Consider the following 24,889-nt stretch of genomic DNA (forward strand, 5'->3'; position numbering starts at 1 on the left):
TTCACCGATCGGAGGTAGACAACAGGCGAAAGCCCCGCGCAAGATGGGATTTCCTTGCCGGTCTGGCGCGAAATCAAGGCAAGTTGCGCCGCAATTGGACGTAGGCCGGCGCATGCGGTACCGCGAAGGTGGTTGCGGCGCCGGCTTCAGGGAGAAGGCCGGCGCGGTGCGGGAGTTCCCCATGTTCGCCAGCCTCATGGCCAGCTTCCGGCGGCGTCTGTCCCAGGACCTTCTGTTCTGGGCCTGCTCGGCTGCGGTGCTGTTCGTAGTGCCCACCCTGGTGATGGTGGCCTGGCGGGCGAACGTCGTGGAGCGGCGGCAGGCCGACGCCGCCCAGGAGATGCTGCTGCATTCCACCGAGCGGCGGACGACCATCCAGGACTTCGCCCTGACCCTGAAGGACGCCGAGGCGAGCCACCGGGGCTATCTGCTGTCGGGCGACCGCAGGTTCCTGCGCCGGTATCATGGCGCGGAAACCACCCTGGACGAGCGCCTGAACCAGCTCGACCTCATCTTCGACGACCAGCCGCAGCAGAAGGCCCGGGTGGCCGAGGTCCGCCGCCTGACGGGCGAGCGCTTCGCCCTGATGAACAAGGTGCTGGAGGTCCACCGCCGGGACGGGCCGGCCTCCGCCGCGGCCATCGTCGCCCACGGCGACGGCGAGCGCCTGATGGAGGCGCTGCGCGCCCAGACCGACCAGATCACCGAGACCGAGGCGCGCAACCTCGCCGAGCACCTGGCGATCCTTCAGGCCGAGGCCACCGACGCCCGAAAGGTATCGCTCCTGAGCTTCGCCCTGGTGATCCTCACCATCCTGCTCGGGGCCATCATCGCCCTGCGCTACACGACCATGCGCACGGCCCTGATCCAGCGTATCCGATCCGAGGCGGACCGGCGGCGGGCGATCGTGGATGCGGCCATGGACGCCATCATCACCTTCAGCCCCAGCGGCGGGGTGGAGACGCTGAACAAGGCCGCCGAGCAGATGTTCGGCTACAGCGCCGAGGAGCTGATCGGGCGGGACATCTCGGTGCTGATGCCCGAGGCGGCGGCCGAGGCGAACGCCATCGACCCCGGCGAGCCGTTCCTGGCGCGCCTGCGCCGGGAGCATCTGGCCCGGGCCGGGGAGCCGTGCGAGCTGGAGGCCCGGCGCAAGGACGGCTCCACCTTCCCGGTGGACATCAACTTCGGGGAGATGACCCAGGCCGACGGAATGCACGCCGTGGCGGTGATGCGCGACTGCACCGAACGGCGCCGGGCCGAACAGGCCAAGTCCGAGTTCGTCTCCACGGTGAGCCACGAGCTGCGCACGCCCCTGACCTCGATCGCCGGCTCCCTGGGCCTGCTCATGGGCGGCGCGGCGGGCCCCCTGCCCGACAAGGCCAGGCGGCTGATCGGCATCGCCGAGAGCAACAGCCGCCGCCTGGTGCGGCTGATCAACGACATCCTCGACATCGAGAAGATCGATTCCGGCCAGCTGACGCTGGCGCTGCGGCCGCTGGACCTCACCGAACTCGTCCGTCAGGCGGTGGTGAGCCTGCTGGGCCTGTCGGCCGAGACCGGGTTGGCCTTCGCCGTGGAGACCCCGGACGGGCCGGCCCTGGTGAACGGCGACGCCGACCGGCTGACCCAGGTGGCCACCAACCTCCTGTCCAACGCCGCCAAGTTCTCCAACCGCGGGGGCGCCGTGCAGGTGACGGTGCGGGCCGACGAGCGGCGCGTGCGCCTGTCGGTGAAGGACGACGGGCCGGGCATCCCGCCCGAGTTCTTCGACCGCATCTTCACCCGCTTCGCCCAGGCCGATTCCTCCGACACCCGGCAGAAGGGCGGCACGGGCCTGGGGCTGGCGATCAGCAAGGAGATCGTCGAGCGGCACGGCGGACGCATCTGGTTCGAAAGCCCGCCCGGCGACGGCGCCACCTTCTTCGTGGAGCTGCCGGCCCGGAGCGCCGCGACGCCGGATCGGGAGGGCGAGGGCCAGGGGGCGCGGATCCTCCTGTGCGAGGACGACGCCGGGGTGGCGCAGACGCTGTGCGCGGCGCTGGAGGCGCAGGGCTTCCAGGCCGAGACGGCCCACACCCTGAAGGACGCCGCGGCGGCCCTGGCCGGGCCCGGGCGGTTCGACGCCCTGCTGCTGGACCTGCGCCTGCCCGACGGCTCGGGCCTCGACCTGCTGCGCCGGCTGCGGGCCAATCCGGCGACCCGGCGGCTGCCGGCGATCATCATCTCGGCCGATGCGGCCGACCGCGCCGCCTGCGCCAGGCTCGACCTCGTGGACTGGATCGAAAAGCCCGTGGACATGAGCCGCCTGCAGGCGGCCCTGGACCAGGCCACGCGCGGCGGCGGCCAGGCGCGGCCGGTGGTGCTGCACGTGGACGACGATCCGGACCTTCGGCATCTGGTGCACGAGGCCCTGGGCGCCCGCTGCCGGCTGGTGTCGGCCGAGAGCCTGGCGGCGGCGCGGGACCAGCTGAAGGCCCTCCGTCCCGCCCTGGCGATCCTGGACCTGGGCCTGCCCGACGGCTCGGGCCTCGACCTGCTGCCCGAGCTGGTGGACGAGGCCGGCCGGCCGCTGCCGGTGGTGGTGTTCTCGGCCCAGGCCGTGGACGACGAGGCCCTGATCGAGGCGGTGGACGCCGTGCTCCTGAAGTCGCGCTCGTCCCTGGACCAGCTCATCGCCACGGTGCGGCGGCTGACCTCGGCGGCCCCGCGGCGGCGGGCTCGGGAGGCGGCGCTGGAGACCTCGAACGCATGAGCAAGCTGAAAATCCTCTACGTGGACGACGAGCCCGACATCCGCGAGGTGGCCTGCCTGTCGCTGGAGATGGACCCCGACCTGGACGTCCGCACCGCCGAGTGCGCCGAGGCCGCCCTGGCCCTGCTGGACGCCGAGGCGGCGGCCGGCGGCTGGATCCCCGACCTCTTCCTGCTGGACGTGATGATGCCGGGCACCGACGGGCCGACCCTGCTGCAGGCGATCCGCGAGCGGCCGGCGTTCGACTCCGCGCCGGCGGTGTTCATCACCGCCCGAGCCCAGCGCCAGGAGACCGAGCGGCTGACGGCCCTGGGGGCGGTGGCGGTGATCGCCAAGCCCTTCGACCCCATGACCCTGGCCGGCGAGGTGCGGGCGATCGCCCGGACGTAAGGCCGAGGCGGCCTCCGTCAGACCCGGCGGCGGCGCACGTCCTTAAGGACTTCCCGGGCGGCGTTGTGGCCCGGCGCCCCGGTGACCCCGCCGCCGGGGTGGGTTCCCGCCCCGCACTGATAGAGGCCGGGGACCGGCGTGCGGTAGTGGCCGGCGCCCAGGACCGGGCGGGCCGAGAAGAGCTGATCGAGGCTCAGGTTGCCGTGCATGATGTCGCCGCCCACGAGGCCGAAGGTGCGCTCGAGGTCGAGGGGCGAGAGGACCTGGCGGGCGATGACCGAGCGGGCGAAGCCCGGGGCGTGGCGGTCCACCGTGGCGATCATCAGGTCGGCGACCGCGTCGCGGTGGTCGTCCCAGGAGCGCCCGTCCGGCAGGACCGGGGCCACGTGCTGGCAGAACAGGCTGGCCACGTGCCGGCCCTCGGGCGCGAGGCCCGGGTCGAGGGTGGACGGGATCAGCATCTCGACGATGGGCTCGCGCGACCAGCCGTGGGCCCGGGCGTCCATGTAGGCCCGGTCCATGTAGGCGAGCGTCGGGGCGATGATGATGCCGGCGGTGTGATGGTCGCCCGGCTCCGGCCGCGACGCGAAGCGCGGCAGCTCCGACAGGGCCACGTTCATACGGAAGGTGCCGGAGCCCGAGCGGTAGCGGGCCAGGCGCTCGGCGAAGTCGGCGGGGATCAGGCCCGGATCGACCTTGGCGAACAGCAGCCGCGGATGGAGGTTGGAGACCACCAGCCGGGCCTTGAGCGTCTCGCCGGCCTCGGTGACGACGCCGACCGCCCGGCCCTTCTCGGTGAGCACCTCGGCCGCCGCCTCGCCGGTGCGGATGGCGACGCCGCGCTCGCGGCAGCAGGCGGCCATGGCCTGGGTGATGGCGCCCATGCCGCCGAGGGCGTGGCCCCAGGCGCCCTTCTTCCCGTTCACCTCGCCGAAGACGTGGTGCAGCAGGACATAGGCCGAGCCGGGCGTGTAGGGGCTGGCGTAGTTGCCCACCACGCCGTCGAAGCCGAGCACGGCCTTGATGGGGTCGCTCTCGAACCAGCCGTCCAGCCAATCGCCGGCGGACTGGGCGAAGAGGGCCAGGAGGTCGCGCCTGGCGGTGAGGTCCAGCCGGCCGAGCCGGCGGCCGAGGCGCGCGGACTTCAGAAGTTCGGGCAGGGCGGCGACCCAGCCGCCCTCCGCCAGATTGGGCGGGGTTTCCAGCACCAGCGCCCGCAGCACGTCGGCGATGGCCTCCAGGCGCGCGTCATAGGCGTCCAGCCGCTCGGCGTCCCGGGCCGAGAAGCGGGCCACCTCGGCCTTGGTGCGGCCGGGGCCGGTAAGCAGGCTGTCGCCCTCGAAGGGCAGGAAGTTGGAGGCCCGGCGCTCCACCACCCTCAGGCCGTGGCGGGCCAGCTCCAGGTCGCGGATCACCTTGGGATTGAGCAGGCTGACGGTGTAGCTGGCCACCGAGTTGCGGAAGCCGGGGTGGAACTCCTCGGTGACGGCGGCCCCGCCGACCACGGGCCGCCGCTCCAGGACGGTGACCTTCAGCCCCGCCGCCGCGAGATAGGCGGCGCAGGTGAGGCCGTTGTGGCCGGCCCCGATGACGATGACGTCCTGGCTCATGGCCCCGGTCTGCTACGGACCCGGGCGGTTGGCAATCAGCCGGCGGCGGCCACCACCTGGCGCAGGCCCTCGTGCAGAGCCTGGCAGTGGTCGCGGTCCTGGTCCTGGAGGTGGCGCATCACCTGCAGGGCGTCCACATGGACGGCCACCATGGGCGCGCTCCAGCGGCCCGAGGCGCGGAAGCGGGTGATCAGCTCGCACAGGCTATAGGCGGCCTGGCCAAGCTCGGCGCGATCGAACACCCCGGCCACGGCGACGATGCGGTTGGCGGCGCCGTAGATCTGCTGCACCCGCGGGTCGTCCACCGCGCGGATGTCCTGGGCCAGGGTCTGGATCTCGTGGACGGCGCCGTCGATCTCCGCAAGGGTCCGCTCGCGCAGGTCCTCCAGGCGCGTGTCCGCCGCCTTCACCGCCTCGGCGAGGGTGAGGCCGTGCCGCTTGCTGAGCGCCTGGGCCAGGCGGTTCACGTATTTGAACGTCCGCGCGGTCATCAGGCGAAGGCTTTCCGGGGCGTGAGCAGGGCGTCGATCTCGGCCTGGGCGAGGTCAGGGCCGGTGGGATAGCCGACCTCGACGGGCAGGTCGTCCTTGCGGCGGCCCTTCATCCCCGGCGGCGGGCCGAAGGCCTTGCGGCGGCGGTCGGGGCCCGCATAGGTGTCGCACTCCACGAACTCGCGCTGGTCCTGGACCAGCCAGGTGATGCGGTCGAACAGCACCTTGGGGGTGATCGGCTTGGCGACCACGAAGTTGGCGCCGCAGTCCCGGGCCCGGAAGATGGCGCTCTGGGTGGCGTGGCCGGCCACCAGCATGATCGGCGCGAGGCGGTTGCGCCCCTCGCGGTCGCGGCGCAGGCGCTCCACGAAGTCGAAGCCGGCGCCATCCTCGAAGTCGGCGTCGACGACGATGAGGTCGAAGTCGACCCGGCGGGCGACCTCCTCGGCTTCCTCCAGGGACAGATACTTGCGGATCGCCTTGACCCCGAAGCCGATGAACACCTGGCCCAGGATGTCGAGCTCCGTCTGGTTGTTCTGGACGATCAGCACGACCGTCTTGGAGAGGTTGAGGCGCGTGTCGGGGCCGGCCGGTCGAGTGATCATTCGAACAGCTCCAGTTCGCCGCCCGCGGCCGCCGCAGGCGGCGGCGAGAGGCTGAGGACCGCGGCCATGTCCTCCAGGGGCAGGCCCGAGGCGGCGGCGGCGGCGTCCACCGTCAGCTCGGCCGGCACCCGCTCGGCGAGGGCGGCCAGGAAGTAGGAGAGGCTGGCGAGGCCCTGGGTCACATAGTCGAGGTCCTGCAGGGCCATCGGCCGGGCCGCGTCCATCGCCCCGGGCGGCCCGGCGGCCACCACCGGGCTGAGGGCGTCCTGCAGCCCCACGCAGCGGCCTTCCAGCTGCTGAAGAACGCCGGCGGCGGCGCTCAGGACTTGGCGGACGGGGGCGGTCATGGCGGGATCCTTCAGAACAGCTCCAGCTCGCCGGCGGAGGGGGGCGGCGGCGGAGCGGAACGGGCGCGTTCGGCCTCGAACGGCGCGGCGTCCTGGCGGGGCAGGAGGATCTGGCGGGCGCGGCCGGTGCCCGGCCAGTACTGGACCCGGCGGGCCTGATCCCCGCCCAGGGAGCCGCCGAGGTAGGTGAGCCCCTCGCGGCGCAGATAGGACTCGGCGAAGGCGGCGTTGGCGGCGCCCACGTCGGTGAGGCCCTTCAGCATCCGGGCCCCGCCGAACAGCTTCACCTCCAGCCGGCCGCGCTGGGCGCCGCGCTTGAGCAGGGCGTTGACCAGAAGCTCCATGGCGTAGGCGCCGTAGCGCTCGGCCGCGCCGCCCACGTCGGTCCCCTGCGTCCCGGGCAGCAGGAAATGGTTCATGCCGCCGAGGCCCAGGGCCGGGTCGCGCATGCACGCCGCCACGCAGCTGCCGAGCACGGTGGTGAGCACCGCGTCGGGGCCGGAGGCCACCCGGTGCTCGCCCTGAACCACATGTTCGGGACGCAGCGCCAGGCCGTCGTGGCGGGCCGTGTTCACGTGATGTGACCGAAGACCGCCTCGATCTTCTCCTTCAGCGTGGCCACGGTGAAGGGCTTCACGAGGTAGTTGTTGACGCCGAACTGCACGGCGCGCTGCACCAGCTCGCGGTCGGCCCGACCGGTGAGCATGATGAAGGGCGTCTGCCGGATCGGCTCGTGGCCGCGGATCGCCCGCAGCAGGCTGAGCCCGTCCAGCTTGGGCATGTTGAAGTCCGAGATGACCAGGTGGACCTTGGTCGTCAGCAGGATCCGCAGGGCGGCCTCGCCGTCGGAGGCTTCGCGGATCTCGCGGAACCCGAGCTCCTGCAGGCCCGTGCGGACCAGCGAGCGCATGGTCTGTTGGTCGTCGACCACGACGACGGTCATCGAAGCCGCGGCGGGCATCAGGCTTTCTCCGAAAGTTTGGGGGCAGGCGCCTTGAGGAGTTCGGCGGCGATCCGGTCGAGGGGCAGCTGGCGCTCCACGGCGCCGATCTCGAAGGCGGCGCGGGGCATGCCGTAGACGACGCAGCTCGCCTCGTCCTGGCCGACGGTGCGGGCCCCGGCGCGGCGCATCTCCAGGAGGCCCTGGGCGCCGTCGCGGCCCATGCCGGTGAGGATGCAGCCCACGGCGCGGGCGCCGGCGACGCGGGCCACCGAGGCGAACAGCACGTCCACAGAGGGGCGGTGGCCGTTGACCCGGTCGCCCGGGACGATGCGGCAGCGCAGGCGGCTCCCACCGGCGACTTCGAGGTGGGTCTCGCCGCCCGGGGCCACATAGACCCGGCCGGGATCGAGCGGCGCGCCGTCGGTGGCCTCTTCCACATGGGGCGCGCAGAGGCGGTTGAGCCGTTCGGAGAAGCTCTTGGTGAAGCTCTCCGGCATGTGCTGGGTGATGACCGTCGGCGGGCAGTCGGCCGGGAAGCGCGAAAGGACGGTGATCAGGGCCTCGACCCCCCCGGTAGAGGAGCCGATGGCGATCAGCCGGCCGTCTCCGGCCACGGTCCCGGCGTCGATCTTGACGGTGGCGGGCGGGGTGGCCAGCCGGTCGAGCGGCCGCACCCGGGCCCGGGCGGCGATCTTCACCTTCTCGGGCAGCTCGCGGAAGCCCTCGAGGCCGCCAGTGGAGGGCTTGGCCACGCAGTCCACGGCCCCGATCTCCAGGGCCGCCAGGGTGACCTCGGCGCCCCGGGTGGTGAGGGTGGAGACCATCACCACCGGCATGGGACGCAGGCGCATCACCTTCTCGAGGAACTCGATGCCGTTCATGTTGGGCATCTCGACGTCGAGGGTCATGACGTCGGGATTGAGCGCCTTGATGGCCTGCCGGGCCTCATAAGGGTCGCCCGCCTGGCCCACGACCTCGATCTCGGGATCGCGGGAAAGCACCGCCGAGATCAGGCTGCGCATGGTGGCGGAATCGTCGACGACGAGGACGCGGATCATCGGACGCCGTCCTTGAGCCGGTAGATGGTCACCCCGTCGCTCTCCAGGACGTCGGCGGCGGGGCCGCTGATGCGCTCGGAATGGCCGATGTAGAGGCGCGCCCCCGGGTTCATCTGGGGCACGAAGCGGGCGAAGACCCGGGCCTGGGTGGCTTCCTCGAAGTAGATCACGACGTTTCGGCAGAAGATGGCGTCGAAGCGGCGCTTCATCGGCCACTCGCCCATCAGGTTGAGTTCGTTGAAGACCACCAGCCGGCGCAGCGGCGCCGTGACCGTCCAGGCCTCGCCGTCGCGCTCGAACCAGCGGCTGCGCAGGTCGCCCGGGATCTGCAGCATGTTCGAGGCGCCGTAGGTCCCGGCGCGGGCCTTGGCGAGGACGTTGGTGTCGATGTCGGTGGCGAGGATGCGCACGTCCCACTCGGGCGCCTCGGGCGCCAGCGAGAGGATGGTCAGGGCGATGGAATAGGGCTCCTCGCCGCTGGAGCAGCCGGCCGACCAGATGCGCACCGGCGCCCCGTCCCGGGCGGCCCGCAGCAGGGGCGGCAGCACCTTGGCCTTCAGGTGCTCGAAGTGGTGCGGCTCGCGGAAGAAGCGGGTGACGTTGGTGGTCAGGGCCGCGATCATCCGCTGACGCTCGTCGGCGCCCTCGGCGTCGGCGATCAGGGCGCAGTAATCCCGGAAGCTCTCCAGCCCCAGGCTGCGCAGCCGCTTGGCCAAGCGCGAATAGACCAGGGTCGCCTTCGATTCCGAGAGGGCGATGCCGGCGGATTCATGAAGAATGGCGGCGATGCGCCGGAAGTCCTCGGCGCGGAAGACGAACTCGCCGTCCACCAGCCGCTGACCGTCCGAAGACGCCGAGCTGTGCATCACGCAGCCGCCTCCAGATCATCCTGCGGGAAGAGGCCGGTGAGCGAGAGGTAGCTGATCATCCGCCCGTCGATGGCCAGCAGGCCGCGCACGCAGGCGCGGGCCAGGTCCGAGCCCACGTCGGGGGTCGGCTGGAGCTGGTCCTCGGTGATGGTGATGATGTCGGACACAGCGTCCACCAGCAGGCCCACGACCCGCTTCTCCACCTGGGCGACGATGATCACGTGCCGGGCGGTGGGATCGGTCGCCCCCAGGCCCAGGCGGGCGCCCAGGTCGAGGATCGGCAGCACCGCGCCGCGCAGATTGATGACCCCGCGCACGAAGGGCGGGGAGTCCGGCAGGGCCGTGGCGGGCGTCCAGCCGCGAATCTCGCGGACGTCCATGATGTCGACGCAGAATTCCTGACGGCCGATGCGGAAGGAGATCAGCTCCTGGCCGAGGCCCGAGGCGTTCGTGAGATCGTTCATGCGGGTCAACCTGCTTGGAGGAACCGAGGCGGCTCGGCAGTACGGGCGGAGGCCACGAGGCTGTCCATGTCCAGGATCAAAGCCACGCGGCCGTCGCCGAGGATGGTGGCCGCGGCGATTCCCGGGACGCGGCGGTAATTGGCTTCCAGGCTCTTGATGACCACCTGGCGCTGGCCCTGGATGGCCTCGACCAGGAGCACCGAGCGGGCCCCGCCCTCGCCCTCGACCAGCAGGGCGACGCCCTGTTCCGGAGCCAGCGGCTCGCTGCGGTAGCCGAGGGCGACGCCCACATCGACGAGGGGCGTGTAGGCGCCGCGGATCGAGATCACCCGCCCGCCGCCGGTGGTGGGATGCACGTCGGCCGGCCGCGGCTGAAGCGTCTCGACGATGGCGCTGAGGGGGGCGACCAGGGTCTGGCCGGCCACCGAGACCACCATGCCGTCGAGGACGGCCAGGGTGAGCGGCAGGCTCATGACGAAGGTGGAGCCTTCGCCCGGGCGGGACGAGATGGAGATGCGGCCGCCCAGGGCCTGGATCGAGCGGCGCACCACGTCCATGCCCACGCCGCGGCCCGAGATGTCGGAGACCGTGTCGGCGGTGGAGAAGCCGGGCATGAAGATGAGGTTGTCGATCTCCTCGTCGGACAGGGCCGCGTCGGGGGCGATCAGGCCCTTTTCCACGGCGATGGCCTTGACCCGGGCGCGGTTGATGCCCGCCCCGTCGTCGGCGACCTCGATGACGATGCGGCCCGACCGGTGCAGGGCCGAGAGGCGCACCACGCCCTCGGCCGGCTTGCCGGCGGCGAGGCGCGCCTCGGGCGATTCCAGGCCATGGTCGATGGCGTTGCGGATCATGTGGGTGAGCGGGTCGGTGAGCCGCTCGATGACGGTCTTGTCGACCTCGGTGCCCTCGCCCTCGGTGACCAGGCGGACCTGCTTGCCCGTGGCGCTGGCCACCTCGCGGACCAGGCGCGGCATCCGCTGGAACACGGACTTCACCGGCTGGGCCCGGATGGCCATGACGCTGTCCTGGATCTCCCGGGTCAGCTGCTCCAGGTCGTCCAGGGCCACGGCCACGTTGGTGTCGCGGATCAGGCCGGCCTCGCTGACCCGCTGGGCCATCATCGCCTGGTTGATCACCAGCTCGCCCACCAGGTCGATCAGGCGGTCGACCCGCTCGAGATCGACCCGGATGGTGGGATTGGCCGCGCCGGCGGGCTTGGCGGCCGAAGCCGGGCCGGGCGCCGAGGGCCTGGCGGCGGCGGCCGCCGGAGCGGCTTGCGGGGCGGCGGTCGGGGCGGGTTCGGGCGCGGGCGCAGGGTCCGGCGGAACCTCGTCCGCGGCGGCCTGGGCCCGGCTGATCAGGGCGGCGATGTCGAGATCGTCGACGACCGGCAGGGCCGGCTCGGGGGCCGGCTCGGCGGCCGGGACGGCGGTGAGGGCGGCGGTCGGGGCCGGGCCGCCCTCGATGGAGAGCTCGCAGTCGCCCTCCACGAACTCGAACACCTCGGCCACGTCCTCGCGGACGGTCGGGCCGGTGAGGCGGACGGTCCAGGCGAGATAGGCGCCCTCGGGATCAAGGTCCGGCAGCAGCGGCACGTCGGCGGCGTCGAGCTCGATTTCCGCCTCGCCGATGCGGGACAGTTCCCGCAGCAGCAGGATGCTGTCGTTGGCCTTCTTGTAGAGTTCGGGGCGGGGCCGGAAGCGGATGATCCAGGCGCCGTCCGACGCACCCTCCGTGACGGCTTCGGCGGCCGGGAGCGCCGGGGCGTCGAAGTCCGGCGCCGCGATCGGGGTGAAGGGGATCGGCTCGAAGTCGAGGTCGCCCATGCCGTCGTCGTCTGCGGCGGCGCTGGGGTCCGCGCCGGTGAAGACCGCCAGTTCGGCGGCCACGGCGTCGCAATGGGCGGGGTCCACGGTCCCGCCGTCACGGGCGGCGCGGACGAGATCGGACAGGACATCGGCCGCGCGCAGCAGGGCGCCGACGATTTCCGGGGTGGCGGCGAGACGGCCGGCCCTCAGCTCGTCCAGGGTGGTCTCGAAGACGTGGGCGAAGCGCACGAGATCGTCGAGGCCGAAGGCCCCGGCGCCGCCCTTCACCGAGTGAACCGCCCGGAACACGGCGTTGACGGTGTCGTCCGAGCCCTCGCCGTCCTGCATGGCGAGCAGGCCGTTCTCCAGCTCGGCCAGCTGCTCCTCGCACTCCTGGAAGAAGGTCTCCCGGATTTCCTGCATCGGATCCATGGGAGGGCCCTCAGTGCGCCACGCGCCGGATGGCTTCCACGAGCTTTTCGGGGCTGAACGGCTTGACGATCCAGCCGCTGGCCCCGGCCTCGCGGGCCCGCATCTTCTTTTCCGGCGAGCTTTCGGTGGAGAGCACCAGGATCGGAATGGTCCGGTGCTGGGGATCGGCGCGCACGCCCTCGATGAAGCCGTAGCCGTCCAGCCGCGGCATGTTGATGTCGGTGACAATGACGTCCGGGGCGCCCTCACGCAGCACCTGCAGCCCGTGTTCGCCGTCCTCGGCCTGGAGGACGGTGAAGCCGGCGTTGGTCAGGGCCAGGCGCAGCATGTCGCGCATGGTGCGGCTGTCGTCGACCGTCAGGACGACCTTCGGCTCACGGTTCATTGGGCAGACTCCGGGCTCGGGAAGGCGGACGCCCCCATCAGAGCGAGGGCGGCGGACAGTTCAGGCGAGGGGTCGGCGAGCGTCAGGCTGGCGCCGTCGGCCTCCCAGGTGGCGCGGGCGGAGAGGAGCACCTGCAGGCAGGGGCCGCCGAGACGCCGGACGGCCGAGCCGTCCAGCACCAGGGGCCGCCCCCGCCGCTCTGTGAGCGCACGGGCCAGGGGCGCGGCGGCGTTCAGGTCGAGCACCGCCGGCAGGGCGAGAGGAGCGTCCGCGCCGTCCACCGTCAGAACTCCTCCCAGCTATCCAGATCCGACACGGGCTGGGCCTTGGGCAGGGCCCCGCCGCCGCCGGCGTGGGTAGAGACGTTCTTCAGCGCGGCGACCGTGCGCTGCGGCGCCGGGGCGGCGGGCGCGGCGGCGGCGCGGGGCTCGCGGCGGACGGGCGACTGGGCGCCGACCTCGCCGACCTGGAAGCGGCTGACCAGGCGCGCCAGCTCCTCGGTCTCCTGGGCCAGGCTGTGGCTGGCGGCGGTGGACTGCTCCACCATGGCCGCGTTCTGCTGGGTGACCTGGTCCATCTGGTTGACGGCCGTGTTGACCTGATTGAGGCCGGTGGCCTGCTCCTGGGCCGAGGCGGCGATCTCGGAGACCACGTTGTTGATCTCGGCCACCTGGGCGACGATCCGGGTCAGGGCCTCGCCGGTCTCGCCGACCAGGGCCACGCCCTGACCGACCTGCTGGGTCGAGGCGGAGATGAGCGCCTTGATCTCCTTGGCGGCGTCGGCCGAACGCTGGGCCAGGGCCCGCACCTCCGAGGCGACCACCGCGAAGCCCTTACCGGCGTCGCCCGCACGGGCCGCTTCCACCCCGGCGTTCAGGGCCAGGAGGTTGGTCTGGAAGGCGATCTCGTCGATCACGCCGATGATCTGGCTGATCTGCTGGGCCGACTTCTCGATCTCGCTCATGGCGGCCACGGCGTCGCGCACCACCTGGCCGGAGTGCTCGGCGTCGTTCTTGGCGGTGGAGACCACGTCCCGGGCGTGGTGGGCGCCCTCGGCGGTCTTGCGGACCGTGGCGGTGATCTCGTCGAGGGCGGCGGCGGTCTCCTCAAGGGAGGCGGCCTGCTGCTCGGTGCGCTTGGACAGGTCGTCGGCGGCCTGGCTGATCTCGTCGGCGCCCGAGCGGAGACCCTGGGTGGCGCCGGTGATCACCTTCATGGCGTCCTGGAGCTTGTCCATGGCGGCGTTGAAGTCGAGCTTCAGCGACTGGGCCTTGGGGTGGAACTCCTCGGTGATGCGATGGGTCAGGTCGCCGCTGGCCAGCAGCGACAGGCCCTTGGCCAGGGCGCCGATGGCGATGGCGTCCTGGGCGGCTTCCTCGGCCATCTGACGCTCGTGCTCGGCGCGTTCGGCCTCGACGAGGCGGGCCTGTTCCTTGGCCTCGGCTTCGAGGCGCAGCTTCTCGACGGCGGCTTCCTTGAAGACCTGGACGGCGCCGGCCATCTCGCCGAGCTCGTCCTTGCGGCCGCGGCCGGGGATTTCGATGCTGTGGTCGCCGCCGGCCAGCCGGCGCATGGCGTTGGTCATGGCCGCCACCGGCGTGACGATCATCCGCGAGGCGGCGAAGGACAGGGCCACGGCGGTGAGCACGGCGGCCGCCGAGCTGATCAGGAAGATGAACAGGGCCGTGGATATCGCCTGCTCCTGGGCCCGCATGCGCTCGTCCTGGATCTGGTCCTGCGAGGTGGCCATGGCGTCGACGGTCTTGCGCAGGTCGCCCAGGCTGGCGGAGCCGAGGATCTGCATGGCCTGGCCGCGGGTGGCGGGATCGGCCGCCAGGATCATCGGCCGGTCGGCGTGCTGCGGCCGCCACTCGGCGAACTGGCGCTGGAGCTTCTCGCCCAGGGCCTTCTGCTCCGCGCTGGCGGTGTTGGCGATGAAGCTCTCCAGGGCCTTGTCGGTGGCCGCTGCCTGCTCGCGGTAGGTGATGGCGAAGGACTCGGCGCCGCCGCTGATCACGTAGCCGCGCACGGCGTTCTGCTGCTCGACCAGACCGCGCAGGATCGTCTGCACTTCGATCGACCGGTCGTAGGTGCGGTCGTTGGCCTCGGCCTGAGACTTGATGGTGTTCAGGTTCCAGAACACCGCCAGGTTGGCGAGCAGGGTGATGGCGATGAGCAGGCCGAAGCCGCCCGTCAGCTTCTGGGAGATCTTCAGTCTGGACAGCATGGTCGGGACTTTCTGTCTTGGGCGGGCGCCGGGCGGCGCCTGGAATTCCGGTTGGCGGTGGGAAGGGACGTCAGGTCTTCGGGGCGAAGGCGCCGGCAGGGTCGGCGCGCCCGAGGGCCGCGAGCCGGCGCAAGGCGCCATCGCGCAGGGCGCCTTCGCAGGCGCCGGTCCGGCCGGCCGCCGAAGCGGCTGCATCCGACAGGACGGTTAACGGCGCTGCCAATACAGCGTTCTTGGAGCGTAAGAACAAAGACCTGGGCCCCCTTAAGTCATCGGGGCAAAGGCTAGGCCTGATCTGTAAACTTAACGTTGCCCGGATTCAGGCTAAGTATCTGAAAAATATCTGTGTTATCGTATGCAGAATAGATGCGAAAAGATGTGCTTGTGCCGATGATCGGCGTCTGCACATACCGTCGCTATTTGTTTACGATCGGGGGCGATCTCAGGGGCGCTCGTAGAGTTCGACGATCCGCCGCGCCCCGGCGCGATGGCCCACCAGGCGCTCCAGGATAAGCTCCATGACCTCGGTGGCGCCGGCCAGGGCCTCGTCGTCGATACCCTCCACCAGACGCTCGTAGAGCTCCACATTGTGCTCCAGCACCGTGGCCCGGAGGGCGTGGCCCGCGGCGGTGAGGGTGATCTCGGTGAGGCGCCGGTCATGGGGCACCTCCGCGCGCAGCAGAAGGCCCCGGGCCACCAGCCGGTCGACGGCGCGGGTCAGGCTGGTGCGGTCCAGGGTGAGGAAGTCCGCCACCTCGTTCATGGTGCGGCTGGGCATCTTGGCGAGGTTGTAGAGCAGCCGCCACTGGGTGAGCGTGAGGTCGTGGGGCCGGAGGATCTCGGTAAGGACCCGGTCCCGCCGCTCCCACAGGTGCGCCAGCACATAGAACATGCGCAGGCGGTTCCGGTCCGTTCCCTCGCGGGAGCACTGAATGGCGACGCTCATGCCCGACCCCGTTAACCCTAGTATTGGGTCGCGATTACAACGAGAACGGGAACCGGCCAGTAGGTCAAAACAGCGCAGCTTCACGGCCAAAAAGAAAAGCGCCCCGCCTTTTCAGGGGCGGGGCGCTCGGATCGCTCGCCTGGCTGGCGACTAGAACGTCTTGCGGACGTTCACGTACCAATAGCGGCTGTAGGGCTGGTAGAGGGCGCCCAGGTAGCCGTCCACCGACAGCGGCGGCTTCTCGTCGGTGATGTTCCGCACGCCGACGCGCAGGCGGGTGTCGCCCGCCCAGCCGTCCTGGAACTGGTACTGGGCGTACAGGTTCGCCGTCAGCTGGCTGTCCACGACCCAGGCGTTGCCGAGGGCGTCGCGCAGGCCCGTGTCTTCCACGTCGTCGATGTACTGGGTGAAGGCGCCGACCTGGAACTGGTCGTAGCGCCAGGTCAGCGAGGCCGACCACTTCCACTCCGGACGGCCGTTCTGCCGGATCAGGTCGCCGCCGCCGGTGATGGTGGTCCCGGCGTTGATCGTCCCCGCGTCACGCGCCTCCAGAAGGGCGGCGATGTCCGGCGAGGGCGAGCGGTAGAACTTGATCAGGTGGGCGGCGTTGAAGTTGAAGTCGAACGAGCCGTAGCGGTCGGTGTCGAGGCTCCAGATCACGCCGATGTCCAGGCCCTTGGCGTGCTGCGGCAGCAGGTTCCGGTACTGGTCGTTGACGTAGAGCACCGAACCCACCGGCTCGAGGCCCGTGCCGGCGAAGTTGGCGATGTCGTCGGCGGTCGGGGCGGCCCGGATCACGTCCGGGTTCGACCGGCCCTGCATGCGCTCGAGGTAGTCGAGGATCAGGGCGTTGCCTTCGCCGAACAGGCCGACGATGCCCTTCTGCTTCACGTCCCAGTAGTCGACGGTGAAGGTGAAGCGGCCGAATTCCGACGGCACGAAGCGCGGCTGGAACACCACGCCCAGACCCAGGGTCTCGCTGGTCTCGGGCTTCAGGTCGGCGTTGCCGGCCCGGCGGGCCGTGGTCGACTGCGAGCGCGAGCAGTTGGCGAAGCTGTTGATCCGGCCGGCGCGCAGGTCGGCCTCGCACTTCACCCAGTCGGTGCGGGTGTTCGAGCGGGTGACCAGGGTGGCGTTGATCTGCTCCAGGTTCGGGGCCTTGAAGCCCTGAGCCCACGAGCCGCGGACGCGGAAGCCGTCGAAGATGTCCCAGGCGCCGGCGATCTTCGGCTTGGCCACGTCGCCCACGTCCGAGAAGTCCTCGTAGCGCCCGGCGAGCTGGAACTCGAGGTTATGGACGAAGGGGATCTCCATGTCCGGCGAGACCACCGGGATGGCCAGTTCGGCATAGGCCGAGACCACTTCGCGCTTGCCCTTGGTGTCGGGCGAGGGCGACGAGCCGATCAGGTCGTTGCCGTAGACCGCGCCGGTGACCATGTCGGTGAAGGTGATGGTGCCGTCCAGGCGGTCGTCACGGTCGTCCTTCTGGGTCTCGCGACGCCACTCGACGCCGGCCGCGAAGCCGATGTCGCCGCCCGGCAGGGCGAAGAGGTCAGCCTTGGAGACCTTGAAGTCGGCCAGGTACAGGGCGCTGGTGGCCACCCGCTTGGTGCGGATCGAGATGGCGTCGATGGCCGCCTGCGACGAGGGCGAGGCGTCGCCGACGCTCGGATTGGCCGGGTCGCCGCCGTTGAACGGGTTGTAGGCGTCCGGGGTCGACAGGGCGAGCTGCTGCTGGAGCAGGGTGGCGCTGATGCCGTCCGAGACGTCCTTGGCCTTGGCGTGCGAGTAGAGCAGCGCGCTCTCCCACCGGAAGCCGAACTTCTCGCCGCGCAGGCCGCCCAGGAAGCGGGTCTGCGTCAGGTTGACGTCCACTTCGTTCGGGCCGACATCCACGAAGCTGTAGCTGCGCAGCACCACCGGCAGGCCTTCGGCCGGGGCGTCGATGCCCGGCAGGCGGTTCGGGTTGACCTGGCCGTTGGCGAACACGGTCGGGCCGAAGGGGTTGTAGTAGTTCGACGCCGGGATGGTCAGCGGCAGCGAGGTCAGGGTGTTGGTCGGGCCCTGCACGCTGTGGGTGACGGCGCTGTAGTAGCCCACTTCACCGAAGGCCTGGATGTCCTCGGTGAGCTCCCAGTTGCCGGTCAGGAAGCTGTTGAAGCGCTCGGTCGAGGGCATGACCGAGGTGTTGAAGGTGGCCGCGTCGTAGCGCAGGTCACGGTCGACGCCGCTGGTCGCCGGCGCGCCGTCGTCGATGCAGACCGCCCCCTGGATCACGGTGCAGCCGCCGAAGCCGGTGGGCTGCGGGTGGAAGGCGCCGGCCGTCGAGGTGACGAGGCCGCCGTTCTGGCGCACGGCCACGTTGCCGAGGGTCTGCAACGAGGCCCAGGACGAGGTGGTGGCGCGGCCGTCGAGGCCGATCAGGCCCTCGAAGTCGGTGCCGACGAACAGGCCGCGACGGTCGGACGAAGAGGTGTAGTTCTGGTCCCACGCGCGCAGGGCGGTCTTGTCGGCGTAGGTGAGGAACAGGGTGAGGTTGCCGCGATCCCAGTTCTTGCCGGCCAGGACGCTGAACTCGGCCTCGCGCAGGTGGGTGCCTTCGGCGGCGCCGTACTGGGCCTCCATCTGCAGGCCTTCGAAGCGGTCCTGCAGCACGGTGTTGACCACGCCGGCCACGGCGTCCGAGCCGTACAGCGCGGCGGCGCCGTCACGCAGGACTTCCAGGCGCTTCAGGCCCTGAACCGGAATGGCGTTGGTGTTGTAGGTCAGCACCGGCACCAGGTTCTCGTCGGCTCGGCTGGTCGGGTGGGCGACCACGCGGCGGCCGTTCAGCAGCACCAGGGTGTTGCCGACGCCGAGGTTGCGCAGGTTCACCGAGCCCACGTCGCCCCGGGCCGAGTTCGACGAGTTCGGCAGGTAGCTGGAGTTGAAGCTCACGTCGCCCATCTGCGGGATGGAGCGGAAGAGGTCGTCGCCCGAGGTGGCGGCGGTGGCCGCCAGCTGTTCGCCGCTGACCACGGTCACGGGCAGGGCCGCGGTGACCTTCGAGCCCTCGATCTGGCTGCCGACGACGACGATCTCGTCGACCATCGACTCGGCGTCCTGGGCTGCGGCGGCGCCGGCGACGGCGACCCCGCAGAGCACGGTGGAGCCCAGCATCAGGCTCCGCAGCGATACGAACTTCATAGTGGTTATCCCCGTTCGGATGGGGCGGGTCGCCGGTTTCCGGTCTGTCCCCGCCTGGCGGAATGAGCGGCCGCCGGAGCGGCCGGTGTTCAGTAGAAAGTCACGTTGTCGAGTTGCAGCCACACCTTTTGACCGCCCTCGCCGGTCACGGCGAACTCGACCTCCACGAGATTGTCGCCGGTCCAGGGGCCGGCGGCGCCCCCGCGGCCGGGCGCCCGGGCGAGGGCCGAGAAGGGCGTCTCGATGGTGCGCCAGCCCGGGCCGACCTCAACCTCGGCGGCCCAGCGGCCGGCCAGGGTGTTGATCATCAGGCGGTAGCGGCCCTCGCCGCCCCGGGCTTCGAAGCGGACGCCCCTGTAGGCGCGGGCGTCCACCGGCCGGACCGAGCCGCGGCTGAGCGGCAGGATCACGGCGGCCTGCGGCTCGGCCTTCACCGACAGCTTGCCCGACAGGCTCAGGGCCTTGCCGCCGCCTTCGCGGTCGATGATCTGGCTGACCTGGACGGTGCGGTCGAGGCCGCCGTCCATGTCGTCGGTGCGCAGGGTGTCCAGGGCGGTGCGCCCGTCGGGGCGTTCGAAATCGTCGATCAGCGCCGGGACGGCGACCGCCGGCATGGCCTTCTCGCTGTTGGCCTTGGGCAGCACCGTGCCAGGACCATGAACCTGCTTGCCGTCGATGAAGACGCGCACGGTGCGGCGCACGTCCGAGATCTGCTCCCAGGGCTTGCCGTCCACCAGCACGAGGTCGGCGCGCTTGCCGGGCTCGATGGTGCCGCGATCGTCCAGCACGCCCATCACCTTGGCGCTGTTGGCGGTGCCGGCGATGAGGGCCTCGGCGGGCGTCAGGCCGGCCTGAACCAGCAGCTCCATCTCGCGCAGGGTGGAGGAGCCGTGCGGGGTGCCGGGCATGCCGGCGTCGGTGGCGAGGGCGATGGTCACCCCGGCGTCGTGCAGGGCCTTGGCGTTGTGCAGGGCGAAGCCGAACTTGCGGAGCGACTGGCGGTAACGCGGATCGTCCGGATTGGCCGGCGGCGTCTGGCCAGGCTTCACCGGCTCGTAGACCGCAAGGGTCGGGGCGTAGGCCGAGCCGCCGGCCTTGATGGCGGCGATGGCCTCGGCGTCGATCTCGCGGTCCTGCAGGCTGTGGGCGATGACGTCCACCTTGGCGAGGCCGGCGATGCGGCCCCGGTCGACGGTCACCGTGTGGGTGCCGACCTTCCAGTTGTGCTTGTGGGCCTCGTCCACCAGGGCCGAGAGGGTGGCCTGGTCCATGCTGGTGTTGTCGGCGGACATGCCGTAGCGCCAGCCGTCGGCGAAGGCCTTGATGAAGTCAGGCTTGTAGGGCGCCAGCTCGCGGATCGCCTTGCGGGCGGCCTCGGGCGTGTTCACCCACTTGGTGGTGTTGACGTCAGCCCAGTCGGCGCCGTGGCCGCCCGGGGTGGACGTGCGGGCGGTGAAGTTCACATGCGGCGCGGCCAGGGTCGCGAGCCAGGCCCGGCGCGGCTCCCAGCTTTCCGGCGACTGATGGAAGTCGTTCACCGTGGTGACGCCGGCAGCGATATAGGCGTTGGCGATCTCGGGGGTGATGTTGGGCGAGCCCGCCGGGGTCCAGTGGGTGTGCAGGTCGAAGAACCCGGGCAGCAGGGCCTTGCCCTTGGCGTTGACCACCACGGCGCCGCGCGGGGCCCGCACGTCCGGCCCGACGGCGACGATCCGGTCGTCGCGAATCACCACATTGGCGACCCGCGGGGCCTCGCCCGTGGCGGGGAAGACCGTGGCGCCGATGATCGCCGTGGCCCGCCCCGTAGGCGCCTGCGCCTCGGCCGCCTGGCCCAGGCCCATGGCCAGAACGACCGCCCCCACGAGCCCCCGGGCCTTCAAGGACATCTTCGCCAAGACCGACATAATTTTGCTGGCTCCCCGCCGGATTCGCGCGCTCTTTGTCCCACAGGCCGCCCCCCGGCAACCGGCCAAGGTCGGTTTTTCCGGAGTAGTGACCAAAGTGCGACGTTTCGCGCGGGGGACGAACGGGGGCCGCTGAGAGGACCCAGCCGGCGTCGAAATCGCGGTTCGTCCGTCGCGCAGGGACGCGCCGAGTTGCGCCGGCAAGGCGTCAGGCCGGCGGGACCGGCTCTAATCGGATGATCTTTCAGGAAGTCGCTGGCGCACCCGACACGATTCGAACGTGTGACCTTTGCCTTCGGAGGGCAACGCTCTATCCAGCTGAGCTACGGGTGCGTCTTCAGCGGGCGGTCTCTCTAACCGAAAGCGCGGCGCGCGGCAAACACCGTCGTCGGGATGATCGCACTTGTCCCCCCGAATTTCAGCAGGGCAATCTTTCGAGAACGGTGACAGATTAGCTTTCGCCGAGAGTGAGCCGTCGAACGGCCGGTATGTTTTGGGGGAAACGATGGGCGTCTGGAAGCGCATGGCGCGGGACGGATCGGCGGCGGCCGCGATAGCGGCGGCGGCCTTGGCGGTGGGGATCGGCGGAGGGCTGATCCTGGGGCCCGGAGCCCAGGCGCAGGCCATAGACGACGTCCCGGCCGGCAAGCAGGTCTATGACCAGTTCTGCGCCGCCTGCCATGACAGGCCCGCCCCCGGCGACCGCGCCGCGCCGGTCTCGGCGATCCGCAAGATGAGCGCCGAGACGATCACCACGGTCCTGACCACCGGGGTGATGAAGCCCATCGGCGACCAGCTCGACCGGCGCCAGCTGCGCGAGCTGGTGAGCTATCTGGCCGCGCCGGAAGGGGCGACGGGAACCGGCTGGCTCGACGACAACCGCTGCCCCGCGGACCGGGCCGAGGTGAAGCTGACCGCCAAGCCGGCCCAGACCGGGTTCGGCGTCGACGCCGACAACAGCCGCCGCCAGACCGCCGCCCAGGCCGGGCTGAAGACCGCCGACCTCGCCCGGCTAGAAGTCGCCTGGACCTTCGCCATGCCCAAGACCACGGGCCTGCGCGGCAACGGCGTGGTGGTGGGCGACACGCTCTTCTATCCCGCCGGCCAGGCCGGCCATGTGGTGGCCCTGGACACCCAGACCGGCTGCCTGAAGTGGTCGAGCGAACTGCCCAGCGGCCTGCGGGGCAGCCTGGCCTATGGCCAGCTCGGCAAGGGCGGCCCCATGGCCCTGGTGGGCGGCGACAACGCCGGCATGCTGGTGGCCCTGGAGGCCAAGACCGGCAAGATCCTGTGGCGGGTGGATCCGCGCCACGATCCGGCCTCGCCGCTTTCGGGCACGCCGCTGTTCGCGGGCGACAAGATCATCGTGCCGATCTCGGCCATGGACGTGGCCGCGGCCATGCGGCCCACCCACGAATGCTGCAAGAGCCACGGCGACATCGTGGCGGTGGACGCCGCCACCGGCCGCACGCTGTGGACCTGGCACACCATGGAGATGGCCAAGCCCCTGGGCCGCAAGAACTCCGCCGGGATCGAGATGTACGGCCCCTCGGGCGCGCCCATCTGGTCGAGCCCGGCCTACGATCCCAAGCGCAACCTCGTCTACACCTCGACGGGGGAGAACACCTCGCCCCCCGCCACCCGCACCTCGGACGCGGTGATCGCCATCGACGCCGACACCGGCAAGGAGAAGTGGGTCTTCCAGGCCCTGGCCAACGACGTCTGGAACATGGCCTGCCCGGTGGGGCCGCCGCCGCCCGGCCAGCCGCTGAAGCCCAACTGCTTCTTCGCCAACGAGGGCAGCGTCCTGCGCGACCATGACTTCGGCGGCGGGCCGCTGATCTTCCGCGGCAAAGGTGGCAAGGACGTGATCGTGGCCGGCCAGAAGTCGGGCGATGTCTGGGCCCTGGATCCGAAGGGCGGCCGCCAGCTCTGGCGCCATCAGTTCGGCGAAGGCACGGTGCTCGGCGGCGTGCACTGGGGCGTGGCCACCGACGGGACCCGGGTCTTCGCCCCGATCAACGATCCGGGCGTGCCGGCCGAACAGTCGGCGGCGGGGATGCATGCGGTGGACGTGGCCACCGGCAAGATCGCCTGGCAGTGGCGCGCGAGCCCCGACTGCGAAGGCGACCGCAAGACCCGCATGCCGACCTGCGCCGCCAAGTACGGCCTCTCGGCCGCGCCCCTGGTGATCGACGGGGCGGTGCTGGCGGGGTCGCTGGACGGGCGGCTGTGGGTGTTCGAGGCCGCCACCGGCAAGGTGCTGGCCAGCTACGACACCGCCCAGGTGTTCCAGCCGGTGAACGGCATCCCGGGCGCGGGCGGCGCCATCGACGCGGCGGGCCTGTTCGCCGGCGACGGCATGGTGTTCGTCAACTCGGGCTACGCGTCGTTCGGCCAGCAGCCCGGCAATGTGCTGGTGGCCTACCGGCCCAAGCGTCCGTAGGGCCGGAGGTTGCGCGGCGGGCCGGCCCTATTCCGGATCCGGAAGGGGCTCGACCCCCGCCGCCAGGGCCAGGCGCACGGCGGTGGAGAGGCCTCGGGCCTGCAGCTTGTCCATGACGTTGGCCCGGTAGATCTCCACCGTGCGCACGCTGAGGCCGAGGGCGTAGGCGATGATCTTGTTGGGCATCCCGGCGAGGAGGCCCTGCAGCACCTGCAGCTCCCGGGCGGAAAGGGTGTCGATGAGCGCCCGGGCCCGCTCCACCTCGGCCTGGGCCTCGCGAGCGGCCTCGAACTCCTCGAAGGCGGCCTGAAGGGTCGCGACCAGCTGTTCGGGCTTGTAGGGCTTTTCGAGGAACTCGACGGCGCCGTTCTTCATGGCCTCCACGGCGATGCGCACGTCGCCCCGGCCCGTGAGCACCACCACCGGCCAGCCCAGGTTGCGCCGGTTGAGCTCGGCCTGGACCTCCAGGCCGCTGCGGCCGGGCATGTGGATGTCGAGGACGATGCAGCCCGCAGGCGCCTCGTCCACCGCGGCCAGGAAGGCGTCGCCGGTGTCGTACTGGAGCACCCGGTAGCCCGCCCCGGTCAGGGTCTGGTCGGCGAAGGCCCGTAGCAGCTCATCGTCGTCGACGACGTGGACCGTGCGGCTATCGACCATCCAGGGTACTCGGGGCAGCGGGAACTGGCTGGACCTTAAGGACCTCGGCGCTCCGAGACCAGTCCCCCGGGGTTGAAGGGGAATTCCGGGCCGCTTGTCGGCCCGGAACGGTCAGGCGGCGCCGGTGACGTCGTCCCAGAAGCGCTTGGCCTTGCCGAGGAAGCTGGCCGACTTCGGGTGCTGCTGCTCGCCGCAGAGGCCCGCGAGCTCACGCATGAGCTCCTTCTGGCGGGGGGTGAGCTTGGTGGGCGTCTCGACGAAGAGCTCCACCACCAGGTCGCCGCGCTCGCGCGAGCGGAGCGAGGGCATGCCGCGGCCCTTCACGCGGACCGTGCGGCCGGTCTGGGCGCCCTCGGGCACCTTGACGGTGACCTTGCACTCGCCGTCGCAATTGTCGCCGCCCATGAGGCAGGGGGCCTCAATCTCGCCGCCGAGGGCGGCCACGCACATGGGCACCGGCACGGTGCAGAGCAGGTCGAGGCCGTCGCGCTCGAAAAGCTCGTGCGGGGCCACGGAGATGAAGATGTAGAGGTCGCCCCGCGGACCGCCGCGCAGGCCCGCGTCGCCCTCGCCGGCCAGGCGGATGCGGGCGCCGTCGTCGACGCCCGGCGGGATGCGCACCGCCAGGGTGCGCTGGCGACGGACCTGGCCCATGCCGTGGCAGTCGCCGCAGGGGTCCAGCACCACCCGGCCCGAACCGCCGCAGCGGGGGCAGGCCCGTTCGATGGTGAAGAAGCCCTGGCTGGCCCGCACCCGGCCCGCGCCGCCGCAGCTGCCGCAGGTGGTGGGGCTGGTGCCCGGCTTGGCGCCCGAGCCTTCGCAGGTCTCGCAGGTGAGGGTGGCCGGGACGGTGATCTCGACCTCGGCGCCGGCGTAGGCCTGGCTGAGGGTGATCTCCAGATCGTAGCGCAGGTCCGCGCCCCGGGCCGGGCCGGCGCGCTGCGCCCCGCCGCGGCCGCGACCGCCGAACATGTCGCCGAAGACGTCGCCGAACACCTCGTTGAAGATGTCGTGGACGTCGTGGAACTGGGCGCCGCCGGCGCCGCCGCCCATGCCGTTGACGCCCGCGTGGCCGAAGCGGTCATAAGCCGCCCGCTTCTGCGGGTCGGACAGGACCGAATAGGCCTCGTTGATCTCCTTGAACCGCGCCGCCGCCTCCTCGCAACCGCCGTTGCGGTCGGGGTGATGCTGCATCGCCAGCTTGCGGAACGCGCTCTTCAGGGCCGCTTCATCGCAGCCGCGATCGACGCCCAGGATCTCGTAATAGTCCCGCATCAAACTGTCAGGCGCTCAAAATTGGGCTTGGAAATCAAGTGGGTGGGCCCCCGCCCGACTGCAAGGCTACGGCAGCCGAGCGGACGGGG

Annotated in this window: 21 protein-coding genes and 1 tRNA gene; 3 read left to right on the forward strand and 19 right to left on the reverse strand. The window is 71.1% G+C overall.

From position 1 onward, the window contains the following. The first annotated feature begins 112 nt into the window (after positions 1–112). Positions 113–2,755: an ATP-binding protein gene (locus BO64_RS03000; RefSeq protein ID WP_496401792.1), complete on the forward strand. Its 2,643-nt coding sequence runs from the start codon at positions 113–115 to the stop codon at positions 2,753–2,755. Further along, positions 2,752–3,144, forward strand: a complete 393-nt coding sequence (locus BO64_RS03005) for a response regulator (RefSeq protein ID WP_496401793.1) — start codon at positions 2,752–2,754, stop codon at positions 3,142–3,144. The genes BO64_RS03000 and BO64_RS03005 overlap by 4 nt, the downstream gene beginning before the upstream one ends. A gap of 17 nt (positions 3,145–3,161) precedes the next feature. Here BO64_RS03005 and BO64_RS03010 read toward each other — a convergent pair whose 3' ends face one another. From BO64_RS03010 to BO64_RS03090, 17 genes are all read right to left on the reverse strand, one after another. After that, entirely contained in the window at positions 3,162–4,754 is a 1,593-nt protein-coding gene (locus BO64_RS03010; RefSeq protein WP_496401794.1) for a phytoene desaturase family protein, read from the reverse strand. Between the two features lie 35 nt (positions 4,755–4,789). Continuing rightward, a complete protein-coding gene (locus BO64_RS03015; protein ID WP_496401795.1) occupies positions 4,790–5,245 on the reverse strand; it encodes a hypothetical protein in 456 nt (151 codons plus the stop codon). Continuing rightward, positions 5,245–5,850: a response regulator gene (locus BO64_RS03020; protein ID WP_496401796.1), complete on the reverse strand. Its 606-nt coding sequence runs from the start codon at positions 5,848–5,850 to the stop codon at positions 5,245–5,247. Before BO64_RS03020 ends, BO64_RS03015 begins: the two co-directional genes overlap by 1 nt. Next, positions 5,847–6,197, reverse strand: coding sequence for a DUF8776 family protein (locus BO64_RS03025; RefSeq protein ID WP_496401797.1), 351 nt, complete (start codon positions 6,195–6,197; stop codon positions 5,847–5,849). The genes BO64_RS03020 and BO64_RS03025 overlap by 4 nt, the downstream gene beginning before the upstream one ends. Positions 6,198–6,208: 11 nt before the next feature. After that, complete coding sequence (locus BO64_RS03030; protein WP_496401798.1) at positions 6,209–6,772, reverse strand: chemotaxis protein CheD; 564 nt, start codon at positions 6,770–6,772, stop codon at positions 6,209–6,211. Continuing rightward, positions 6,769–7,158, reverse strand: coding sequence for a response regulator (locus BO64_RS03035; protein WP_496401799.1), 390 nt, complete (start codon positions 7,156–7,158; stop codon positions 6,769–6,771). The genes BO64_RS03030 and BO64_RS03035 overlap by 4 nt, the downstream gene beginning before the upstream one ends. Continuing rightward, positions 7,158–8,198, reverse strand: coding sequence for a protein-glutamate methylesterase/protein-glutamine glutaminase (locus BO64_RS03040; protein ID WP_496401800.1), 1,041 nt, complete (start codon positions 8,196–8,198; stop codon positions 7,158–7,160). Before BO64_RS03040 ends, BO64_RS03035 begins: the two co-directional genes overlap by 1 nt. Next, positions 8,195–9,064 carry a CheR family methyltransferase gene (locus tag BO64_RS03045; RefSeq protein WP_496402446.1) on the reverse strand — a complete coding sequence of 290 codons (870 nt, stop codon included), beginning with the start codon at positions 9,062–9,064 and terminating at the stop codon, positions 8,195–8,197. Before BO64_RS03045 ends, BO64_RS03040 begins: the two co-directional genes overlap by 4 nt. Then, a complete protein-coding gene (locus BO64_RS03050; protein ID WP_496401801.1) occupies positions 9,064–9,531 on the reverse strand; it encodes a chemotaxis protein CheW in 468 nt (155 codons plus the stop codon). The genes BO64_RS03045 and BO64_RS03050 overlap by 1 nt, the downstream gene beginning before the upstream one ends. Before the next feature lie 5 nt (positions 9,532–9,536). Further along, positions 9,537–11,774, reverse strand: a complete 2,238-nt coding sequence (locus tag BO64_RS03055; RefSeq protein WP_496401802.1) for a chemotaxis protein CheA — start codon at positions 11,772–11,774, stop codon at positions 9,537–9,539. Between the two features lie 10 nt (positions 11,775–11,784). Further along, positions 11,785–12,159 (reverse strand): response regulator, encoded by a 375-nt coding sequence (locus BO64_RS03060; RefSeq protein ID WP_496401803.1) that lies wholly within the window; start codon positions 12,157–12,159, stop codon positions 11,785–11,787. Beyond that, positions 12,156–12,440 carry an STAS domain-containing protein gene (locus tag BO64_RS03065; RefSeq protein WP_496401804.1) on the reverse strand — a complete coding sequence of 95 codons (285 nt, stop codon included), beginning with the start codon at positions 12,438–12,440 and terminating at the stop codon, positions 12,156–12,158. The genes BO64_RS03060 and BO64_RS03065 overlap by 4 nt, the downstream gene beginning before the upstream one ends. Before the next feature lie 2 nt (positions 12,441–12,442). After that, complete coding sequence (locus BO64_RS03070) at positions 12,443–14,386, reverse strand: methyl-accepting chemotaxis protein (RefSeq protein ID WP_496401805.1); 1,944 nt, start codon at positions 14,384–14,386, stop codon at positions 12,443–12,445. 442 nt (positions 14,387–14,828) lie between these two features. Next, a complete protein-coding gene (locus BO64_RS03075; protein ID WP_496401806.1) occupies positions 14,829–15,332 on the reverse strand; it encodes a MarR family winged helix-turn-helix transcriptional regulator in 504 nt (167 codons plus the stop codon). 150 nt (positions 15,333–15,482) lie between these two features. Then, positions 15,483–18,518, reverse strand: coding sequence for a TonB-dependent receptor plug domain-containing protein (locus tag BO64_RS03080; protein ID WP_496401807.1), 3,036 nt, complete (start codon positions 18,516–18,518; stop codon positions 15,483–15,485). A gap of 89 nt (positions 18,519–18,607) precedes the next feature. Next, positions 18,608–20,422 carry an amidohydrolase family protein gene (locus tag BO64_RS03085; RefSeq protein ID WP_496401808.1) on the reverse strand — a complete coding sequence of 605 codons (1,815 nt, stop codon included), beginning with the start codon at positions 20,420–20,422 and terminating at the stop codon, positions 18,608–18,610. A gap of 256 nt (positions 20,423–20,678) precedes the next feature. Next, positions 20,679–20,755, reverse strand: a tRNA-Arg gene (locus BO64_RS03090). A gap of 172 nt (positions 20,756–20,927) precedes the next feature. Between BO64_RS03090 and BO64_RS03095 the strand changes: the two genes are divergently transcribed. Beyond that, positions 20,928–22,868 (forward strand): outer membrane protein assembly factor BamB family protein, encoded by a 1,941-nt coding sequence (locus BO64_RS03095; protein WP_496401809.1) that lies wholly within the window; start codon positions 20,928–20,930, stop codon positions 22,866–22,868. Positions 22,869–22,895: 27 nt separating this feature from the next. Here the strand turns inward: BO64_RS03095 and BO64_RS03100 are convergent, their stop codons facing one another. Together BO64_RS03100 and dnaJ are read right to left on the reverse strand one after the other, a co-directional pair. Next, positions 22,896–23,525, reverse strand: a complete 630-nt coding sequence (locus tag BO64_RS03100; RefSeq protein WP_496401810.1) for a response regulator transcription factor — start codon at positions 23,523–23,525, stop codon at positions 22,896–22,898. A 111-nt stretch (positions 23,526–23,636) separates the two neighbouring features. Further along, complete coding sequence (gene dnaJ / locus BO64_RS03105; protein ID WP_496401811.1) at positions 23,637–24,800, reverse strand: molecular chaperone DnaJ; 1,164 nt, start codon at positions 24,798–24,800, stop codon at positions 23,637–23,639. Between the last annotated feature and the right edge of the window lie 89 nt (positions 24,801–24,889).

This window comes from Phenylobacterium composti DSM 19425, from assembly GCF_059568645.1.

What these genes read in the sequence shown, in the direction of transcription:
- BO64_RS03055 (WP_496401802.1), bottom strand. Translation starts at nt 11,774, where the DNA reads ATGGATCCGATGCAGGAAATCCGGGAGACCTTCTTCCAGGAGTGCGAG.
- BO64_RS03035 (WP_496401799.1), bottom strand. Translation starts at nt 7,158, where the DNA reads ATGCCCGCCGCGGCTTCGATGACCGTCGTCGTGGTCGACGACCAACAG.
- BO64_RS03085 (WP_496401808.1), bottom strand. Translation starts at nt 20,422, where the DNA reads ATGTCGGTCTTGGCGAAGATGTCCTTGAAGGCCCGGGGGCTCGTGGGG.
- BO64_RS03020 (WP_496401796.1), bottom strand. Translation starts at nt 5,850, where the DNA reads ATGATCACTCGACCGGCCGGCCCCGACACGCGCCTCAACCTCTCCAAG.
- BO64_RS03040 (WP_496401800.1), bottom strand. Translation starts at nt 8,198, where the DNA reads ATGATCCGCGTCCTCGTCGTCGACGATTCCGCCACCATGCGCAGCCTG.
- BO64_RS03080 (WP_496401807.1), bottom strand. Translation starts at nt 18,518, where the DNA reads ATGAAGTTCGTATCGCTGCGGAGCCTGATGCTGGGCTCCACCGTGCTC.
- BO64_RS03095 (WP_496401809.1), top strand. Translation starts at nt 20,928, where the DNA reads ATGGGCGTCTGGAAGCGCATGGCGCGGGACGGATCGGCGGCGGCCGCG.
- BO64_RS03005 (WP_496401793.1), top strand. Translation starts at nt 2,752, where the DNA reads ATGAGCAAGCTGAAAATCCTCTACGTGGACGACGAGCCCGACATCCGC.
- BO64_RS03100 (WP_496401810.1), bottom strand. Translation starts at nt 23,525, where the DNA reads ATGGTCGATAGCCGCACGGTCCACGTCGTCGACGACGATGAGCTGCTA.
- BO64_RS03025 (WP_496401797.1), bottom strand. Translation starts at nt 6,197, where the DNA reads ATGACCGCCCCCGTCCGCCAAGTCCTGAGCGCCGCCGCCGGCGTTCTT.
- BO64_RS03045 (WP_496402446.1), bottom strand. Translation starts at nt 9,064, where the DNA reads ATGCACAGCTCGGCGTCTTCGGACGGTCAGCGGCTGGTGGACGGCGAG.
- dnaJ (WP_496401811.1), bottom strand. Translation starts at nt 24,800, where the DNA reads ATGCGGGACTATTACGAGATCCTGGGCGTCGATCGCGGCTGCGATGAA.
- BO64_RS03015 (WP_496401795.1), bottom strand. Translation starts at nt 5,245, where the DNA reads ATGACCGCGCGGACGTTCAAATACGTGAACCGCCTGGCCCAGGCGCTC.
- BO64_RS03050 (WP_496401801.1), bottom strand. Translation starts at nt 9,531, where the DNA reads ATGAACGATCTCACGAACGCCTCGGGCCTCGGCCAGGAGCTGATCTCC.
- BO64_RS03070 (WP_496401805.1), bottom strand. Translation starts at nt 14,386, where the DNA reads ATGCTGTCCAGACTGAAGATCTCCCAGAAGCTGACGGGCGGCTTCGGC.
- BO64_RS03075 (WP_496401806.1), bottom strand. Translation starts at nt 15,332, where the DNA reads ATGAGCGTCGCCATTCAGTGCTCCCGCGAGGGAACGGACCGGAACCGC.
- BO64_RS03000 (WP_496401792.1), top strand. Translation starts at nt 113, where the DNA reads ATGCGGTACCGCGAAGGTGGTTGCGGCGCCGGCTTCAGGGAGAAGGCC.
- BO64_RS03010 (WP_496401794.1), bottom strand. Translation starts at nt 4,754, where the DNA reads ATGAGCCAGGACGTCATCGTCATCGGGGCCGGCCACAACGGCCTCACC.
- BO64_RS03060 (WP_496401803.1), bottom strand. Translation starts at nt 12,159, where the DNA reads ATGAACCGTGAGCCGAAGGTCGTCCTGACGGTCGACGACAGCCGCACC.